This window comes from Streptococcus sanguinis (assembly GCF_008329445.1).
Taxonomy (GTDB): domain Bacteria; phylum Bacillota; class Bacilli; order Lactobacillales; family Streptococcaceae; genus Streptococcus; species Streptococcus sanguinis_O.
Genome location: NZ_VIBR01000002.1, coordinates 150,057 through 167,707, shown reverse-complemented (window position 1 = coordinate 167,707; position 17,651 = coordinate 150,057). Strand labels below are relative to the sequence as shown.

Here is a 17,651-nt window from a genome sequence, read left to right as displayed (position 1 = left end):
TAAATGAATCTTAAGATGAAATTTTCTTACAAAAAAGCACAAGAAGCAATTTCCTTGTGCTGACTTTTTTATAAATTTGACCAGACGCTTTCCAAGATATTGGTCTGCTCACGGCCAGGACCGACTGAGAAGGTAGAAATGCGAACGCCAACCAGCTCACTCACTCGGCGAACATAGTTGCGGGCATTTTCTGGCAAGTCTTCCAGACTGCGGACACCGGTGATGTCCTCTGACCAGCCTGGCAGCTCTTCATAAATCGGCTTGCAGCGCTTGAGCTGTTCAAGACTAGCTGGGTAATGGTCAATTCGCTGCCCATCCAAGTCATAGGCTACACAGATTTTCACTGTATCCAGACCGCTCAACACATCAATGGAGTTAAGCGAAAGATTGGTAATCCCTGACACACGGCGGCTATGGCGCATAACAACAGAGTCAAACCAGCCTACCCGACGCGGACGACCAGTGGTAGTGCCATATTCGTGGCCGATATCACGAATGCGGTCACCTACTTTATCGAAAAGCTCTGTTGGGAATGGTCCATCTCCGACCCGACTGGTGTAGGCCTTGCAGACACCAACTACCTTGTCAATCTTGCTCGGACCAACACCGGAACCGATGGTGACTCCCCCTGCAACTGGATTAGAAGAAGTTACAAATGGATAAGTCCCTTGGTCAATATCCAGCATAACCCCTTGAGCCCCTTCAAAGAGCACTCGCTTCCCTTGATCCAGCGCATCGTTGAGGATAACAGAAGTGTCCGTCACATACTGCTTGATTTGCTGACCATATTCATAGTATTCTTCAAAAATATCATCAAAGCTGATTGCTATACTATCGTACAATTTCTCAAAGAGGCGGTTCTTCTCAGCTAAATTACGCTCCAAGCGCTCTCTGAAAATATCTTTATCCAAAAGGTCAGCGATGCGGATACCGACACGAGCAGCCTTGTCCATATAGGCAGGGCCTATTCCCTTGATTGTTGTTCCGATTTTATTGTCACCTTTTGCTTCTTCCTGCAGGCGATCCAGCTCGATATGGTAAGGCAGGATGACATGCGCTCGATCAGAGATGCGGAGGTTATCTGTCGTCACACCCTCTTCATGCAGGTAGTTCAATTCTTTGACCAGAGATTTAGGATTCACCACCATTCCATTTCCTATAACAGAAATTTTTTCTGGGAAGAAAATCCCTGACGGAATCAGGTGCAGCTTGTACTTTTTGCCATCAATCACGATAGTGTGGCCGGCATTGTCACCACCCTGATAGCGGGCAATCACTTCGGCATTGGCTGAAAGGAAGTCTGTAATCTTCCCTTTTCCTTCATCTCCCCACTGGGTTCCTACAACAACTACTGATGTCATAATTCTGTCTGAGCTGAAGCAGCTCTTCCTTTCTTGAAAAGCAGGCAGGAATCTCACCTGCGATTATGTTTTATACCTCATTATATGAAAAATTTAACAATTTTTCAAGGTGGGATCCATTCTTGATTTGCTTTTTTCCTTTTGAAAATGAATTAAATTTTCAAAAAATCTGTTTTTTCTGAAAGTTGTTAGTTTATTAAAAATAAAAGTTCGGAATTTTTGTAAAATCGTAGCGAAAATTTGTTTTCTTTTTCTGTTTGTAATAGACTAAAATTACTATCATAGGACGGTGAAACGATGACGATTAATCAATTACTGCAGAAACTGGATACATCAAGCCCCATTCTCCAAGCGACCTTTGGTCTGGAAAGGGAAAATCTGCGTGTGACAGCTGACGGACACTTAGCTCAAACTGCCCATCCGAGTCAGCTTGGTTCCCGCAATTTCCACCCGACCATCCAAACAGACTTCAGCGAGCAACAACTGGAACTAATTACACCTATCGCTCACTCGACTAAGGAAGCACGACGCTTACTGGGAGCTATTAGCGATGTGGCTGGTCGCTCGATTGACCAGAATGAACGCCTCTGGCCTCTGTCCATGCCACCACAGCTGACGGAAGAAGAGATTGCCATCGCCCATCTGGAAAACGACTATGAGCGCCACTACCGAGAGGGCTTAGCGGAAAAATATGGTAAAAAACTACAGGCTATCTCTGGTATCCACTACAACATGGAACTAGGGAAAGATCTAATCACTGCTCTCTTTCAAGTCAGCTCCCACCATTCGCTCAAGGACTTTAAAAATGACCTTTATCTCAAGCTGGCTCGAAACTTTCTGCGCTTCCGCTGGATCTTAACCTATCTCTACGGTGCTGCCCCTCTGGCAGAAACTGGCTTCTACAGTCAGGAAATTTCCCAGCCTATCCGCTCTTTTCGTAACAGCGACTACGGCTATGTCAATGACGAAAATATTCAGGTGTCCTACGCTTCTTTGGAGCAATATGTAACTGATATTGAAAACTACGTTCAGTCAGGCGAGCTCAGCGCTGAAAAAGAATTTTACTCAGCCGTTCGCTTCCGTGGACAGAAGCACAATCGTGCCTATCTGGATCAGGGTATCACCTATCTGGAATTCCGCTGCTTTGACCTCAATCCTTTTGACCATTTAGGCATTAGCCAAGAGACCTTAGATACCGTCCATCTCTTTTTACTGAGCCTGCTCTGGCTAGATGATGTAGAAAATGTTGATGCAGTATTAAAAGCTGCCCACGACTTGAACCAAAAAATTGCTTGTAGCCACCCGCTGACTGCCCTGCCAGATGAGGCAGACAGCTCAGCCCTTCTCCAAGCCATGGAAGAGCTCATCCAGCATTTTGAACTGCCAACTTACTACCAAAGCTTGCTTCAGCAGCTTAAGGAGGCACTGCTAAAACCTCAGCTAACCCTATCTGGTCAGCTCCTGCCTCATATCCAGCAGGATTCCTTAATAGCCTTTGGACTAGATAAAGCAGAGGAATATCACCGCTACACTTGGATTGCTCCTTATGCCCTCAAAGGCTACGAAAATATGGAACTGTCCACCCAGATGCTGCTCTTTGATGCTATTCAAAAGGGCCTGAATGTTGAAATTTTAGATGAAAATGACCAATTTCTCAAGCTTTGGCATGGTCACCATGTGGAATATGTCAAGAACGGCAATATGACCGCCAAGGATAACTATGTCATCCCTCTGGCTATGGCCAATAAAACGGTCACCAAAAAGATTTTGGCTGCAGCTGACTTTCCCGTTCCGGCTGGAGCAGAATTTTCTTCCCTAGAGGATGGACTAGCCTATTACCCTTTGATTAAGGATCGACAAATTGTTGTCAAACCTAAGTCAACCAACTTCGGACTGGGCATCTCTATCTTCCAAGAACCAGCTAGTCTAGAAGCTTATCGCAAAGCTTTGGAGATTGCTTTTTCAGAAGACGCTGCTGTCTTAGTCGAAGAATTTATCGCTGGAACAGAGTACCGCTTCTTTGTCTTAGACGGTCAGTGTGAGGCAGTCCTCTTGCGAGTAGCAGCCAATGTAGTCGGAGACGGTCAGCATACCGTGAGAGAATTGGTTGCCATCAAAAATGACAATCCTCTGCGCGGGCGAGACCATCGTTCACCACTCGAAATCATTGAACTGGGGGACATTGAACTGCTTATGCTGGACCAGCAAGGTTATGGACCAGATGATATCCTGCCTGCTGGAGTCAAGGTTGACTTGCGGCGCAATTCCAACATTTCTACCGGTGGAGACTCGATCGATGTCACAGACAGCATGCACCCATCTTATAAGGAACTCGCTGCGGACATGGCAAAGGCTATGGGAGCTTGGGCTTGTGGCGTTGACCTAATCATCCCTGACAGCTCTGCTATTTCCACAAAGGAAAATCCCAACTGTACCTGCATCGAGCTCAACTTCAATCCCTCTATGTATATGCACACCTATTGTGCTGAGGGACCGGGACAAAGCATCACACCTAAAATACTTGCTAAACTTTTCCCAGAAATGGACTGATAAAAGACGAATCGCAGGGTATTCCTTGCGATTTTTGTTTGAATACTTGAGAGAAACGAAGAAACTTTCGTTTTAGAAATGACGCTTGCTTTATTGATAGGAATCAAATGTCTTTTTGAATTAAGCAAATATAAAAAATGGTCTCAATATATAAAATCATTTCAATCTTTATCCTTCAAAAACCAGCTTTTATGTTAAAATAGAGATATCACATTGAGAAGAAAGAGCAAAGTCCATGTCGAGAAAAAAGGATGATTCTAACCAGCAACCAGAATGGTTTAGCTGGATTTGGATACTTGTATTTGTATTTGGTTCTGGAGCTGTAGCCAGCTATCTTATTCCCATAGCTATTCTGGGAGCTATTGGCTACGGAATCTATCGCCACCAAAGCCAGAAAAAAGTTCGGATTGAAGCTAAACAAGCCAGCATTGGTCGTATTGAAGATTTGAAATCAGAGATTGGTCATGCTGACCGCCGCATTAAAGAATTGGAAGGCTACCAAGAAGATGGGGACCAAGAAAGCTATCAGAATTTAGCTCTAGAAATTCTTCCCCAGCTAACCTATATCAAAAATGCTGCTAACGACCTACGGGGAGAAATTCCTGCTTCAGTCTACCAGCGAATCCAAACCAAAATTCGTACCGTAACCGATGAAATTGATGAACAACTGAGAAAGATTGAACGAGAGAAAAAACGAAAAGAAGCGCTGCCTAAGAAAACTAGTCTAGAAGAGCTAGCCCCAGAATTGGTCGCTACGGTTCACAATATTCAGATTGACCATGAGGCCATTCTTCAAAAAATCTCTCAATCTGAAAGCAACAATAAGGAAGAGCTGACTGCCATTCATCAGTCCCAGATGGAGCACTACGAAGATATTTTAGAAGGCTACCTCAAAATCAAAGCTTCTCCCAAAGATTTTTACAATGCAGAGGAGCGGCTAGCCAAGGCCAAAGCAGCCATCGAGCAGTTTGACTTGGACCTAGACGAAGCGCTGCGCCAATTAAATGAAGCTGATTTGAGGGACTTTGACATTAGCCTGCGCATCTTAGATAAAGAAAAGCACACAGACACCGGCTTTTAAGCTAGATAAACCAAAGGAGAAACTATGAGCCAAGAATTTAATTTTGATATTGATAAAATTGCCAATAATGCTATCAGCAAAAGCGACAAAACAACAGAAATCATCGAAGCCAACACGACTCAAGAAAATGGTCAGCTAACTTTTCTGGAAAAGCTGACTCCTGAGCAACAGAGTGCGATTACGGCTAAAGCTCCGCAGCTGGTGGATAACTTCGTATCAGACCAAAATGCCTTGCTGGACTTTGGCCAATCTGCTGTAGAAGAGGTCAACGGTACTGTCAATCGTATCTTAGCCGAGCAGAAAAAATTACAAATTCCCCAGGTGGATGAGCTTTTAAAAAATACCAACAAGGAACTCAATGGCTTTGTCGCAAAATATAAGGATGCTCAAGTAGCAGAACTGGACAAAAAGCCTAATTTCTTGGAAAAACTCTTCAAACAAAGCAAAAATACCCTTCAAGAATTCTATTTTGACTCACAAAATATTGAGCAGAAAATGGACGGCATGGCTGCAACTGTCGTCAAGCAAGAGGATGTTCTGGCTCGCAATATTGTTTCTGCTGAAATGCTGATCGAAGACAATACCAAATCGATTGAAAACCTAGTTGGAGTTATTTCCTTTATCGAAGCTGCTCAGCAAGAATCTGGCAATCGAGCGCTCAAACTGCAGGCTGAAGTTGCTCAGCTAGATATGACAACTGTTGACTACCAAGTAAAATCGCAAGAATTAGCCCGAATGACAGAGGTGGTCAATACCTTAGAGCAGCAACATACTGAATATGTCAGCCGTCTCTATGTGGCTTGGGCAACTACCCCTCAAATGCGTAATCTGGTCAAGGTTTCCTCTGATATGCGCCAAAAACTTGGAATGCTCCGTCGAAATACCATTCCAACTATGAAACTGTCTATCGCCCAGTTAGGCATTCTCCAGCAATCGATGAAGTCTGGTCAGGTAGCTGACGCTATCTCTAATGCGAATAACGCTGCCCTGCAAATGCTCGCCGAAACGAGCAAGGAAGTCATTCCTCAACTGGAGCGGATTTCCCAAAGCCCTACTATCGCTGTTGAATCTGTCACTAAGCTGGCAGAAAGCCTCGTCGCACAAAATCAAGGCATTATCGAAGCCATTGATAAAGGACGAGAAAAACGCGCTCTGCTAGAAGCCACTGTTATCCAATCTGCAGAGACCATCAACAACTCTGTCAAACTGCGTGATCAAAAGATTATCCAAGCCCTGTTGGACCAAGGCAAGGAAGCCCAGAAAGAATTAACTACAGAATAAGCAAAAGAGCCTAGATGGCTCTTTTAATGTTTTACTTTTTAAATGATCAATACAGTCCTGTCTTCCGATTATCCCTTTAAAACAAGCAGCTTTCCAACAGTTCTTTATTACGCAGCTGGGCTAGCCAGTTGTCAGGAATCCCTTCCAAACCATAGATGATACCAGCCAAGCCACCAGCAACTGCTGCTACTGTATCAGTGTCATCGCCCAAATTAACAGCTTTCAGGACAGTTCTCGGATAAGAAGTGCTAGTCAGCAGACACCACAGCGCTGCTTCCAAGGTATCCACCACATAGCCAGTAGAGCGAATGTCATCTTCGGTCAGCTCTGCTAAAGTTTGCAAACGAGCGTAGGTCGTACTAGTCTCTAAGCCTGATAGTATTTCCGGTAGTTGCTGGCCTTTTAAGAGCCTACGAGCAATATCCACATAAAGCAAGCAGGCCTCTACGGAAGTCGCATGGGCATGTGTAATACTGGAAACAGCCTCAATATCAGATGGACCAGCTGCAGTAAAGGCTAGGGGCAGAATCCGCATCAAAGAACCATTTCCATTGGAATATTCATCAGACAGACCGTGTCCTCTTGTCAAGGCTTCGCGAGTCGCTTTTCCTACATCAAAGGTCAAACCATCTGGCGTGTAGGCTCCCTCGAAGAGCCAATTTTTAAACCGCTGCTGCATATCAGTAAGATCAAACTTACCTTTTTCCCTGATAGAATCACAGGTCGCCAAAACAAGGCTGGTGTCATCTGACCAAGTGCCAGCAGGTTGCTGATGGCTGCCATAGCCCACCATCTCAACCGCTTTAAAACTGCCTCGGGCTAAAAATTCATACGGAACTCCTAATGCATCAGCCACTGCCAGACCATAGACTGCCGCTTTCAAAAATTGGTTCATGCTAGCCTCCTTTGTTTTATTATACTATTTTTGGTCTTAAAATTCTTCCTAACCCCAAAAAACAAGCGCAGTCACGCGCTTGTTTTTCTTTTTTGTGTTAAAATAAAGGGTATGGACAAAATTATCAAAACTATCTCAGAAAATGGTTCTTTCCGCGCTTATGTGCTGGATAACACAGAGACGGTTCAGACCGCTCAAGAAAAACATCAAACTCAAGCAAGTTCTACTGTTGCACTTGGCCGCACACTGATTGCCAGTCAAATTTTGGCTGCAAATGAAAAAGGCCAGACCAAGATTACCGTCAAGGTCCTCGGGACCAGCTCACTAGGCGCGATCATCACAGTGGCAGATACCGAGGGTAATGTCAAAGGCTATGTGCAAAATCCCGGAGTAGATATCAAAAAGACTGCCACCGGTGAGGTTCTAGTTGGTCCTTTTGTTGGCCAAGGCGAATTCCTCGTTATCACGGACTACGGTACTGGCAATCCTTACAGCTCCATGACTCCTCTCATCTCTGGAGAAATCGGCGAAGACCTAGCTTTCTACCTAACCGAAAGCCAGCAAACACCTTCCGCAGTTGGTCTCAATGTTCTCTTGGATGAGAATGATAAAGTCAAGGTCGCTGGCGGTTTCTTGGTACAAGTTCTGCCTGGTGCCAAAGAAGCTGAAATTGCCCGCTTTGAGAAGCGAATCCAAGAAATGCCTGCTATCTCAAGACTGCTGGAATCCGATGACCATATCGAAGCTCTGCTGGCTACCATCTATGGTGATGAGCCATACAAACGCCTGTCTGAAGAGGAAATCCGCTTCCAGTGCGACTGCAGCAAAGAGCGCTTTATGAATGCCTTGGCTACTCTGCCAAAGGCTGACTTAGAAGAGATGCGTGACCAAGACCAAGGGGCTGAAATCGTCTGCCAATTCTGCCAGACAGCCTATCACTTTGACCAAAACGACCTGGAGGAACTGATTCGTGACAAATCTTAATACCCCTTTTATGATTGGGAATGTTGAAATTCCCAACCGCACAGTTCTGGCACCTATGGCCGGTGTAACCAACTCTGCTTTCCGAACCATTGCCAAAGAGTTGGGAGCAGGCTTGGTCGTAATGGAAATGGTTTCTGACAAGGGCATCCAGTATAACAACGAAAAAACCCTCCATATGCTCCACATCGATGAAGGAGAAAATCCCGTTTCTATCCAGCTTTTCGGTAGCGACGAGGACAGTTTGGCTCGCGCAGCAGAATTTATCCAAGAAAATACCAAGACGGATATTGTCGATATCAATATGGGCTGCCCGGTCAATAAAATCGTTAAAAACGAAGCTGGAGCTAAATGGCTCAAGGACCCTGAGAAAATCTATAAAATCATCAACAAGGTCCAGTCCGTTCTGGATATTCCTCTGACAGTCAAGATGCGGACGGGTTGGTCCGACAGCTCACTAGCTGTAGAAAATGCTCTGGCAGCTGAAGCCGCTGGAGTCTCTGCCCTGGCTATGCACGGTCGCACCCGTGAGCAAATGTATACTGGTCATGCCGACCTTGAGACCCTGCACGATGTAGCCCATGCTCTGACTAAGATTCCTTTTATCGCTAACGGTGATATCCGCAGTGTCCAAGATGCTAAACAGCGTATCGAGGAAGTCGGCGCCGATGCCGTCATGGTAGGTCGAGCAGCTATGGGAAATCCTTATCTCTTTAACCAAATCAACCACTACTTTGAAACCGGCGAAGTTCTTCCAGACCTCAGCTTTGAGGACAAGATGAAAATCGCCCACGACCACCTCTCCCGCTTGGTAAATCTCAAAGGAGAATATGTGGCCATCCGCGAATTCCGTGGTCTAGCTCCGCATTATTTGCGTGGTACTGCCGGAGCAGCCAAGCTCCGCGGTGCTATTTCACAAGCTGAAAGTCTGGCTGAAATTGAAGAACTCTTACAAATTCAAAAATAAAAACAAAAGGAAGCCAATTGGACTTCCTTTTTTGTTCTGTTTAGGGTTGGGTCACCACAACACTTGTTACTGAGCCATCTGCTCCTGTTGTAATCTGCAGATTGGCATTGCCTTGCCCGCTTAACTGCGCATTGTATTTGCCATCATCCAGCGTATAGGAGTAGGAAGCGATGGAATAATTATCAGTCTTTCCATCTGCAGACTGGACGGTGAATTGACCATTACCTGATACAGTCACAGTATTTCCATTGGCATCCTTCCAAGTTCCAGCAGCCGCTGAGAAATCCCCATCCACCATAGTCAAGACACCTTTATAGCGAGCATTGCTGGCTGCCTGCTTATTCTGAAGCTGACGATTGCTTTCTGGCGATTGGGCTGGTTGAGTCGGCTGAGACTGAGTATTTTGTCGACCTGAAGCTTGCTGCGGCTGCGGTTGTTGGGCTTGAGGCGCTTCTACAGTAGACTGTTGCTGACTGGCAGGAGCTTGGGTTTGTCCAGGCTGGCTAACTGCTCCTTCTGAAGAAGCGCTATTGCTAGCCTTAGGAGAAGCGCTGGCCTTGCTGGATGACGCAACTTTTGAGCTAGAAGAAGCTTGAACAGTCTTGCTAGAACTAGCACTTGTTGCACTTTCTTCTTTCTTACCACATGCCCCTAAAAGCAAACTAGAAGCCAGAACTGCAGCTGCCATCATTTTTGTATAAGTACGTGTTTTCATCTTTTGTCTCCTTGTAATATTAAGAAATCTTTTTGTAATATTATTGTAACACTGTAATTTTACTATGTCAATCATTTATGCAAAATTCTTAAAAAATTTTTTACTCAAGCGAAGTTCTGTTTCTCAATCTGTTTCTTTTGTCATGAGAAACTTGCTTCTACTTGTCTATTCGTAATTAAAAACGAAAAAACAGGACAAATCTGTCCTGCAAGAGAAATATATGATCAACTTTCTTTTAATTTGATTTTTCTGCCTTAAGCCGATACACTTTTCTCGGCTTCTTCTTTGGCACGCGCTTAACGCCTACCTCCTCCAAGTATTCTCCGAATTTAACTAGAAAATTATTGCTGACGATAGGTCGTCTAGGCGAGATGAGATTGACCAACTCAGTCCCTTCATAAACAGTAAACGGTGATTCCAGCAGATGGAGAAAAGTTGGATTCCAGTCCAGTCTTCCCTGAATCCGCTTGATAGATTCCAGCAGGATTTGGTAGTGGTCAAAGGCAAAGTCCTCTGCTGTCAGGATTCGCTCACCGTCTCTAAAACTCCTTGTCTTAAAGTCTACATCAAGAAAGGTGACTTCCTTGGCATCATCCCCAGCTTGTGCTTGATCTACTGCTATGGCCGGCAGATAGACCAGATGGGCAATGGTGATGACCCATCCGCGTGGATCACGCCCTGGAGTAGATACCGTCATCAGCTGTTCCACCTTTTCCAGCGGTATCTCGAGCCCCACCTCTTCCTTGACTTCCCGAATGCAGGCCTGATAGGCATCCTCATGCTTGTCTACAAAACCTCCGACCAAAGCATATTTATTTTGATAAGGGTGAGCCTTGCGCTTGATGACCAAAAGTTTTATCAGCCCTTCCACGAAGCAGTAGGCCACCATATCCGCTGTTACACTAGGCGTTTCATACTTAGGTAAATCCTGTGTCTTGTACCATGCCAAAAAGGCGGACTCATCCGCCATGGTTTCATAGTACTCTTTTTCCGACATTCCCGCTGGGATATCCTGTTTGGTCATGAGTTTCTTCCTTTCCTAAGCTATTTTTCTATCAAAAAATCTCAAATCTTAGTCTAAGCTTTCTTCACCGCCTTGGTCCACTGATACCATCCAACGATACTATTGAGAGTATAGACCCAGTACATAGCCTGTATGTGAAGGTTGCTACCCCACCAGAGATAGATACTGAAGAGATTGGTCGCAATCCAGAAAATCCACTGTTCGCGGTAGAGACCAGTCATGAGAAGCTGACCGATACCATTGGTCGCATCTGTCACGCTATCACGGAAAGGACGGTGACTGTGAATGCTCTTATAAGCAAAGCCCATGCCAATCCAAATCAAGGCAGTCAAGGCCAAATATTTAAGCCAGCCACGCCAGTCTAACTTCTTAGCTTCAAAATGAGATGGCTCTTCCTTATCTTGTTCATTGACCCGATTGGACAGCCAAGTATAGAGGCCGATTGGCTGCATGATAAAGAAGTAGACCGTAGTCAGCACTTCTCCATAAAAGCTAGCCTGAAAGGACAATAGGAGATAAATTGCCGAATTAACCGCTCCAAAGAGGTAATTGCTGGCCCGCCCCTCGGCTACTAGAATAACGCAAACGATGCCTGTCCAAGAAGCAAAGAGTCCCAGCCAGTCATGCTGCTCCTGACCACTGGTAAACTCCAAAATAAAAGGCAAGCTAGAAAGAGCAAGCAAGTAGAGCCATTGAGTCAAGCTACGCCCGCCAAATAAATCCTTCCAGAGCAATTTCGCGATTCCTTTTATCCCCTGCTTTTTAGCTGCGGCACAGACATTGCGGAAATTCCGAGCAAAGGTTTGAAATTTTTGTTTCAGTCCTGCGTAGAGAGCTGCAGGAGAGAGTTTTTGATTTTTTACTACCATTCTATTTTACCACTTTCTTTTTTAATCCGCTTGATAAATCATGTCAATCGCTTCTTTGGCCGCCTGATAATTGTCCAAATAACTGCCAGCCAGATAGACCGTCGGAATATGAGCCAAACACTCCTCTTTCAGCCTTTTTAGATGGCTTGAAAAATCACTGCGGATAGCCTCGTCTGCCATGCTCATATCACGAAAGCCGTCGTTAACATAGGTGCCGACCGGCTCAGCAAAGAGAATCAAATCCCATTTTTCCTTGGACAAAATGCTGGCAAAGAGATTGTCAAAGGTATCTGTCTCTTCGTCTTGAACCGGACTTTCTTTCAGATAGTAATCATAGTAAGCCTTGGTTACCAGCGAATTTGTATCAGCCACGACCAGACCACGGTTGGCGCTGCTGTCAATTAAGTGGGAAGTCTGAGCATATTGTCCCAAGAGCAGATAATAGTAGTCTTTAGGGGTCAGCTCATCGTCTCGCACGTTATTTTGAATCTGGTATTCTCGAGCATATTCCAGACTAACCGGAGCATCATAAAAGCGAGCCAAATCCTTAGCCAAGGTCGTTTTACCATTGCTGGCACTACCCATAATCAGCACTTTCTTAGTAAAGTGACGGCGGAAAGGTTGGGCGATATATTTCCAATAACGACTAGGATTTTCCCGAATCATCGTAGCTGAGATACCAAACTGGCGCTCCTGCAAAGAAGTTTTGAAGTCACGCTTTTCTATCTCTTCCTGATAGTCAGCCTCACCAACAAAGAAAATCAGTTCCTCGCGTTCTGCATCATAGCCCACCAACTCCAATAAAGCCGACAGCCACTTATCCCAACCTAGAGGATAGCGGGGAAAGGAAGTTTCATCTAGCTTATAAACCTGTGTTAACTCATCATCAGCGAAAGTCTCCCGCGTATAGCGGAATCGCTTCTGCAGAGATAGACCCACTTCCTGCCCACGGTCTCCCTCATAACCTGAAACCACCACGCGCACCTTATCATAAGAACGCTTAGCCTTCTGTATCAAATCGATATGCCCCTGATGCAAGGGAGCAAATGTTCCAAAGACGATCGCAATTTTTTCTTTCATACACTTAACCTTTTTATCATTTATTATATTTTATTATTTCTATGATTTTATTATAAACTATATTTTTCTTTTGTCAATAGTTTTTTATAAAATTTTATAAAAATATTTTTCAGACACTTTAAAACTGTATCAAGGGCACAAAAAAGAACCTAATGTCTTAAGCATCAGATTCTTTTTACAAGATTTATTGCTGATAGACTTCTTGGTAGAATTCCAGCTTGTCTCCATCCTTGACAGTGATTTGATTGGCTGCCTTAGGAGCCATTTCTCCGCTGACCTTAAACATCCAGTAGAGGCCCTTTGCTTCATCCTGAGCATGACCGTCAATAGAAGTGATAAAACCATCTTTTTCTTCGACCTTATAGGCCTTCTTCAAAGCATCCATAGCTGTCTTTCCTTCTTCAACAGCCACCGTTTTCTCGCTCTTCTCCTGACCTTCTGGCGCAATACTGATGCTGATTTTCAGTTCCTTTTTAACAGAAGAATCAGCGGAGCTAGAGCTCTTGTCAGTATTTGTCTGGCTGCTGCCGCAACCTACAAGGAGAAGGGCAAAAGCAAGTGTGAGCAAACTAAAGATTTTTTTCATTATAGAGCCTCCTTAAAATAGGGTACAAGAGTGGGTAAAAAAACAAGGTCGACAGTCCGTGCGCTATATTGAAGGTCAAAGCATTGATAATCGCATAAGACCACCAGTGATAGTTGTACAGCAAGGCTGTCAGTGTATCGATGGCAATGCCATAGCCAAAGGATAGGAGAACTGCTACTATTCCCTGTCCCACTAGATTTAACCGAGGATAGAGCAGCTGCCAAAGGCAAAGAATCAGTCCAAAGGACAGCAACTGAAAGAGGACGATTGGACTCATTCCCAAAAGAAAGGCTGATGTAAACATCGTCACAGCCATCACTAGGAGTGAAGTCGGCAAATCCTCAAAGATAACTATCAGGAAAAAGATAGCTGAGATAGGCTGCACATTGGGCAGAAAGGAAAATGCATAGCGGAAGGCCACACATAGAGCCGATAGGATGGCAATTTTAGCCATTTTGCGAGCAGACAAAGGTACCTCCTTTTCTAATTGAGTGAATCAATAGAAGTTGGACTAGGTATGCAGCTCAACAGCATCCCAGTCCTGGGCCGTATTCAGCCCCAGCAGCCAGTCAAGACCAGACCGCCTCTCCAGAACAACACTTTCATCAAGGCCAGCCGGTGCTGGCTGGTCATGAATCCGAGCATCGACACAGGCCCAATGATAACGATAAATCAAGTCATCCTCATCCAGTAGCTCTTCTATGCTGCGCGGTTGGCATTTACCCAGAAATTCCTGAAAGTCAACCGCACTAGCGACTGCATCAATAGCAGCATCACAATCACAAATCTTATCTGGAAATGGCAAAGTATCTACTAGACCTAAGTACCAAATCAGGGACCAATAGGCCTCGTATTTCCAAACCATATTGATGATAGTGGACGAGTCAGCACGATCTTCCAAGACTGCCCTTCCTTTGGGCGTCAACTCTTCCTGCCCCCCGTATTGCTGCAGTTTATCCTGCAGCCAATGGCGGCTCTCCTCATTATAATTATTATTTTCGATATCCAAGGCCGCCTGAATAATCAAGAGGCTGGTAGTAGCCCGACGCGCAATTTCTTCTAACGAGCGCGTCCTCACCTGCCCAACACTTTCGATGACTGGCAAATGCTCAATGTAAGGAATCCCTTCCTTTTTCAAGCGCTGGATACTAGCCGCCTTGCGTTCTTCTGGCGTTTTCAATTTGGCTTTCTTGCCAGCAAACAAATCTTTAAAAAACGACATATCAGCCTCCAATCCTTCAATTTCCCAGTTTCATTGAATGATGAAATAACTGTTCGGTATAATTGCTATCAGAGATTAACCGCGAGCACACCATTTCCCATTGCAAAGTTTCGCTTTCTAGGCCATTTCAAACTTGAGTTGCCCAGCCTTGACCCCGACCTTAAGAGTTTGACCCGTCGTCAAATCTCCTGTCAAGAGGAGCTCAGACAGCTTGTCCTCTACCTGGGTTTGCAGAGTTCGGCGCAATGGCCGTGCTCCCATTTCCACATCGTAGCCTTCCTGAGCCAGTAGCTTAAGGGCACTAGTCTGAAACTTCAGCTCAATTCCCTTCTCGGCGAGACTGGCAATGAGCGGTTTGACCATAACCTTGACCACTTCCTGCATATCTTCTGCAGATAAGCTGTGGAAAACTACCTTCTCGTCAATACGGTTGATAAACTCCGGTCTATATGCTTTCTTAAGCTCTTCCAGCATCCGTTTTTCCATATTGGCATGGTCCAAGCGAATATCCCGCGCTCCAAAGCCCACCGTCTTATCATCCCGCAAACTAGTTGCCCCCAGATTGCTGGTCATGATAATAATCGTGTTGGAGAAGTCCACCTTGCGGCCCTTGCTGTCAGTCAACTGACCATCATCCAAGACCTGCAGGAGAACATTGAAAATATCCGGATGCGCCTTTTCCACCTCGTCAAAGAGCAGGACAGAATAAGGTCGGTTGCGTACCTTCTCCGTCAGCTCCCCTCCTTCTTCATAGCCTACATAGCCTGGAGGCGCTCCGTTGAGGCGGCTAGCCGCGAATTTCTCCATGTACTCACTCATATCAAAGCGGATGAGAGCAGACTCATCATCAAAGAGACTTTCGGCCAAGGCCTTGGCTAGCTCTGTCTTCCCGACTCCTGTCGGACCTAGGAACATAAAGGAGCCAATCGGCCGCTTGCTGCTGCGGATACCAGACTGATTCCGTCGGATGGCTCGGCTGATAGCTGAAATCGCCTCGTCCTGCCCAATCACGCGTTTATGCAGTTCTGTTTCCAAATTGAGGTATTTCTTCGCATCTGTCTGAGTCAGCTTCTGCACTGGAATACCAGACAAGCCACTCAGAGTAGCCAAAACATCGTCTTCTTCCACTTTCAGTTTATAGAGCTTGGGTTGCTGCTCTTGCTCAAGCAGTTGTGAAACCTTTTTAAAGTCCGCTGCCATCAAGGCTTGATCCACTGGCGTCAAATCCGACTGCTCGTAATTTTGCGGTCCTCTGTTCTGGACTGTCGCACTAGCCTCGTCCAAAAGATCAATGGCAGAGTCCGGCAGATGCTTGCTAGTCAGATAGCGATGAGCATATTTCACCGCCGTCTCAATCGCTTGATCACTAATCTGCACCTTGTGATGGTCCTCATAGCTCTTTCTCAAGCCTTGTAAAATAGCAATGCTGTCAGCCACATTAGGCTCTTCTATGCTGACCTTAGCAAAACGCCGGGAAAGGGCCGCATCTTTTTCAATATGTTTCTGATACTCTTCCTGCGTCGTGGCGCCAACTGTCCGCAGAGTGCCGCGAGCCAGAGCCGGTTTCAGAATATTGGCCGCATCCAAGGTCGAGTCAATACCGCTGCCAGATCCCATGATAGTATGCAGCTCATCGATGAAGAGAATGACATGACCATCTTCTTCAATGTCATTGATGATGTTGTTCATCCGTTCCTCGAAGTCTCCGCGAAAGCGAGTGCCAGCGACTACATTCATCAAGTCCAGCTCCAAAACCCGCATCTTGGCAAGTTCAGCCGGAACCTGACCAGCCGCTACACGCTGAGCCAGTCCTAAAGCCAGAGCTGTCTTACCAACCCCAGCATCTCCAACCAGCACTGGATTGTTTTTAGTCTTACGACTGAGAATCTGAACTATCCGTGAAATTTCTTGCTCGCGGCCAATGACGGGCTCCAATCGGCCATCTCTAGCCAGCTCGGTTAGATCACGGGTGTAGTCTTCCAGACCACCGCTAGTAGAAGCTGGCATGCCCATCATATTTGCCATGGTCTGCTTGGCAGCCATTACTCCCTTATTCAGACTGCGAATAGCCTTGATATCTTCCTTGCCCCAGCCAGCTCGCTGCTCCAAGACCTTACGCAAATCACTGATTTTCGGTCCCTGCTCCTTGTCCTCGTAGCTAAAGCCAGTAAATTCCAGAATACGAGAGGCCAAGGTCCCCCGGTCAAATAGTATGGCCAACAGCACATGCTCAGTACCTACATGCTTAGCGCGAACAGCTTCTGCAATCTGGCCCGCCTCCTCAAACAACTCCTCTAAGCGATAAGAAAAAGGCAGCAGCTCGAAGTGACCGTCTTTCTGATAAGCCTGACCAGTAATCTGAAAAGCTGCTTCTTCAAATCCATCCACTTCCACAGGAAACTCATTGAGGACTGAACCAGCAACGCTGTAGGGATTATTAGCCAGAGCAATCAGCAGATGCCATGATTCCAGATAATCTGTCGTAAAATGGCCGGCCAAGAGCTGGGCTGCTTCCAAGCTTTCTATTAAGGCTTTTGAGTATTTCATTTATGATTCCATTCCTTTTCTGTCTAGTTGTTGTAAAATCTTTTTTAATATCCGGGCACGAATCACCGCAGCTCCATCACCTAAAATCGAGTCCGATGCTGTTGATAAGATTAGATTGCCCTCACGTTCAGTAATAATCTTCTCGTCAAAAAGAAGCTGAATAACATCTGTGAAAACCTGCTGGCTGACACGCTCTCCCACACTGTCGTACAGGCCGCAAAGCATCTGATGCCGGTCGGAAAATTCTATCTTTCCAATCCGAATATAGCCTCCGCCGCCACGCTTACTCTCGACGATATAGCCCCGGCTTTCCGTAAAACGCGTCTTAATCACATAGTTAATCTGACTGGGAACCACCTGAAAAACATCAGCCAGTTCACTGCGTTTCAGTTCAACCATCCCAGCCTGAGCCAGAATAGACTTGATATATGCTTCAATACTGTCCGATGTGTTTTTTGCACCCATGACTTCCCTTTCCAACTAAGAATTCCA

At 45.6% G+C, this 17,651-nt stretch carries 16 protein-coding genes; 5 read left to right on the top strand and 11 right to left on the bottom strand.

What is annotated here, in order from left to right:
• Positions 1 to 68: 68 nt before the first annotated feature.
• Positions 69 to 1,361, bottom strand: a complete 1,293-nt coding sequence (locus FKX92_RS05790) for an adenylosuccinate synthase (protein WP_149565790.1) — start codon at positions 1,359 to 1,361, stop codon at positions 69 to 71.
• A gap of 297 nt (positions 1,362 to 1,658) precedes the next feature.
• Here FKX92_RS05790 and gshAB point away from each other — a divergent pair, with 297 nt between their 5' ends.
• From gshAB to FKX92_RS05775, 3 genes are all read left to right on the top strand, one after another.
• Entirely contained in the window at positions 1,659 to 3,911 is a 2,253-nt protein-coding gene (gene gshAB / locus FKX92_RS05785; RefSeq protein ID WP_149565789.1) for a bifunctional glutamate--cysteine ligase GshA/glutathione synthetase GshB, read from the top strand.
• Positions 3,912 to 4,146: 235 nt separating this feature from the next.
• On the top strand, positions 4,147 to 4,992 hold the full coding sequence (locus tag FKX92_RS05780; protein WP_149565788.1) for a hypothetical protein: 846 nt from the start codon (positions 4,147 to 4,149) through the stop codon (positions 4,990 to 4,992).
• Positions 4,993 to 5,016: 24 nt separating this feature from the next.
• Positions 5,017 to 6,273, top strand: a complete 1,257-nt coding sequence (locus tag FKX92_RS05775) for a toxic anion resistance protein (RefSeq protein ID WP_002907849.1) — start codon at positions 5,017 to 5,019, stop codon at positions 6,271 to 6,273.
• A gap of 76 nt (positions 6,274 to 6,349) precedes the next feature.
• Here FKX92_RS05775 and FKX92_RS05770 read toward each other — a convergent pair whose 3' ends face one another.
• Positions 6,350 to 7,168, bottom strand: a complete 819-nt coding sequence (locus FKX92_RS05770) for an ADP-ribosylglycohydrolase family protein (RefSeq protein ID WP_149565787.1) — start codon at positions 7,166 to 7,168, stop codon at positions 6,350 to 6,352.
• A gap of 111 nt (positions 7,169 to 7,279) precedes the next feature.
• Here FKX92_RS05770 and hslO point away from each other — a divergent pair, with 111 nt between their 5' ends.
• Entirely contained in the window at positions 7,280 to 8,152 is an 873-nt protein-coding gene (gene hslO / locus FKX92_RS05765) for an Hsp33 family molecular chaperone HslO (protein ID WP_149565786.1), read from the top strand.
• The gene (gene dusB, locus FKX92_RS05760; protein WP_187759396.1) at positions 8,139 to 9,116 is read left to right on the top strand and encodes a tRNA dihydrouridine synthase DusB; all 978 of its coding nucleotides are present in this window, start codon (positions 8,139 to 8,141) and stop codon (positions 9,114 to 9,116) included. The genes hslO and dusB overlap by 14 nt, the downstream gene beginning before the upstream one ends.
• Positions 9,117 to 9,156: 40 nt before the next feature.
• Here dusB and FKX92_RS05755 read toward each other — a convergent pair whose 3' ends face one another.
• From FKX92_RS05755 to FKX92_RS05715, 9 genes are all read right to left on the bottom strand, one after another.
• Positions 9,157 to 9,906 (bottom strand): DUF6287 domain-containing protein, encoded by a 750-nt coding sequence (locus FKX92_RS05755; protein WP_149565785.1) that lies wholly within the window; start codon positions 9,904 to 9,906, stop codon positions 9,157 to 9,159.
• 160 nt (positions 9,907 to 10,066) lie between these two features.
• The gene (locus tag FKX92_RS05750; protein WP_149565784.1) at positions 10,067 to 10,855 is read right to left on the bottom strand and encodes an NUDIX domain-containing protein; all 789 of its coding nucleotides are present in this window, start codon (positions 10,853 to 10,855) and stop codon (positions 10,067 to 10,069) included.
• A 53-nt stretch (positions 10,856 to 10,908) separates the two neighbouring features.
• Positions 10,909 to 11,724, bottom strand: a complete 816-nt coding sequence (gene pnuC / locus FKX92_RS05745; RefSeq protein WP_149565783.1) for a nicotinamide riboside transporter PnuC — start codon at positions 11,722 to 11,724, stop codon at positions 10,909 to 10,911.
• Positions 11,725 to 11,745: 21 nt separating this feature from the next.
• Positions 11,746 to 12,804: an AAA family ATPase gene (locus FKX92_RS05740; protein ID WP_149565782.1), complete on the bottom strand. Its 1,059-nt coding sequence runs from the start codon at positions 12,802 to 12,804 to the stop codon at positions 11,746 to 11,748.
• A gap of 184 nt (positions 12,805 to 12,988) precedes the next feature.
• Positions 12,989 to 13,390: a DUF4430 domain-containing protein gene (locus FKX92_RS05735; RefSeq protein WP_149565781.1), complete on the bottom strand. Its 402-nt coding sequence runs from the start codon at positions 13,388 to 13,390 to the stop codon at positions 12,989 to 12,991.
• The gene (locus FKX92_RS05730; RefSeq protein WP_187759395.1) at positions 13,374 to 13,859 is read right to left on the bottom strand and encodes an ECF transporter S component; all 486 of its coding nucleotides are present in this window, start codon (positions 13,857 to 13,859) and stop codon (positions 13,374 to 13,376) included. The genes FKX92_RS05735 and FKX92_RS05730 overlap by 17 nt, the downstream gene beginning before the upstream one ends.
• 42 nt (positions 13,860 to 13,901) lie before the next feature.
• Positions 13,902 to 14,612, bottom strand: coding sequence for a DUF4272 domain-containing protein (locus FKX92_RS05725; protein ID WP_149565780.1), 711 nt, complete (start codon positions 14,610 to 14,612; stop codon positions 13,902 to 13,904).
• 117 nt (positions 14,613 to 14,729) lie between these two features.
• Positions 14,730 to 17,159, bottom strand: coding sequence for an ATP-dependent Clp protease ATP-binding subunit (locus FKX92_RS05720; protein ID WP_149565779.1), 2,430 nt, complete (start codon positions 17,157 to 17,159; stop codon positions 14,730 to 14,732).
• The gene (locus tag FKX92_RS05715; RefSeq protein WP_149565778.1) at positions 17,160 to 17,624 is read right to left on the bottom strand and encodes a CtsR family transcriptional regulator; all 465 of its coding nucleotides are present in this window, start codon (positions 17,622 to 17,624) and stop codon (positions 17,160 to 17,162) included.
• Positions 17,625 to 17,651 lie beyond the last annotated feature (27 nt).

What these genes read in the sequence shown, in the direction of transcription:
- FKX92_RS05790 (WP_149565790.1), bottom strand. Translation starts at nt 1,361, where the DNA reads ATGACATCAGTAGTTGTTGTAGGAACCCAGTGGGGAGATGAAGGAAAA.
- gshAB (WP_149565789.1), top strand. Translation starts at nt 1,659, where the DNA reads ATGACGATTAATCAATTACTGCAGAAACTGGATACATCAAGCCCCATT.
- FKX92_RS05780 (WP_149565788.1), top strand. Translation starts at nt 4,147, where the DNA reads ATGTCGAGAAAAAAGGATGATTCTAACCAGCAACCAGAATGGTTTAGC.
- FKX92_RS05775 (WP_002907849.1), top strand. Translation starts at nt 5,017, where the DNA reads ATGAGCCAAGAATTTAATTTTGATATTGATAAAATTGCCAATAATGCT.
- FKX92_RS05770 (WP_149565787.1), bottom strand. Translation starts at nt 7,168, where the DNA reads ATGAACCAATTTTTGAAAGCGGCAGTCTATGGTCTGGCAGTGGCTGAT.
- hslO (WP_149565786.1), top strand. Translation starts at nt 7,280, where the DNA reads ATGGACAAAATTATCAAAACTATCTCAGAAAATGGTTCTTTCCGCGCT.
- FKX92_RS05755 (WP_149565785.1), bottom strand. Translation starts at nt 9,906, where the DNA reads ATGATTGACATAGTAAAATTACAGTGTTACAATAATATTACAAAAAGA.
- FKX92_RS05750 (WP_149565784.1), bottom strand. Translation starts at nt 10,855, where the DNA reads ATGACCAAACAGGATATCCCAGCGGGAATGTCGGAAAAAGAGTACTAT.
- pnuC (WP_149565783.1), bottom strand. Translation starts at nt 11,724, where the DNA reads ATGGTAGTAAAAAATCAAAAACTCTCTCCTGCAGCTCTCTACGCAGGA.
- FKX92_RS05740 (WP_149565782.1), bottom strand. Translation starts at nt 12,804, where the DNA reads ATGAAAGAAAAAATTGCGATCGTCTTTGGAACATTTGCTCCCTTGCAT.
- FKX92_RS05735 (WP_149565781.1), bottom strand. Translation starts at nt 13,390, where the DNA reads ATGAAAAAAATCTTTAGTTTGCTCACACTTGCTTTTGCCCTTCTCCTT.
- FKX92_RS05725 (WP_149565780.1), bottom strand. Translation starts at nt 14,612, where the DNA reads ATGTCGTTTTTTAAAGATTTGTTTGCTGGCAAGAAAGCCAAATTGAAA.
- FKX92_RS05720 (WP_149565779.1), bottom strand. Translation starts at nt 17,159, where the DNA reads ATGAAATACTCAAAAGCCTTAATAGAAAGCTTGGAAGCAGCCCAGCTC.
- FKX92_RS05715 (WP_149565778.1), bottom strand. Translation starts at nt 17,624, where the DNA reads ATGGGTGCAAAAAACACATCGGACAGTATTGAAGCATATATCAAGTCT.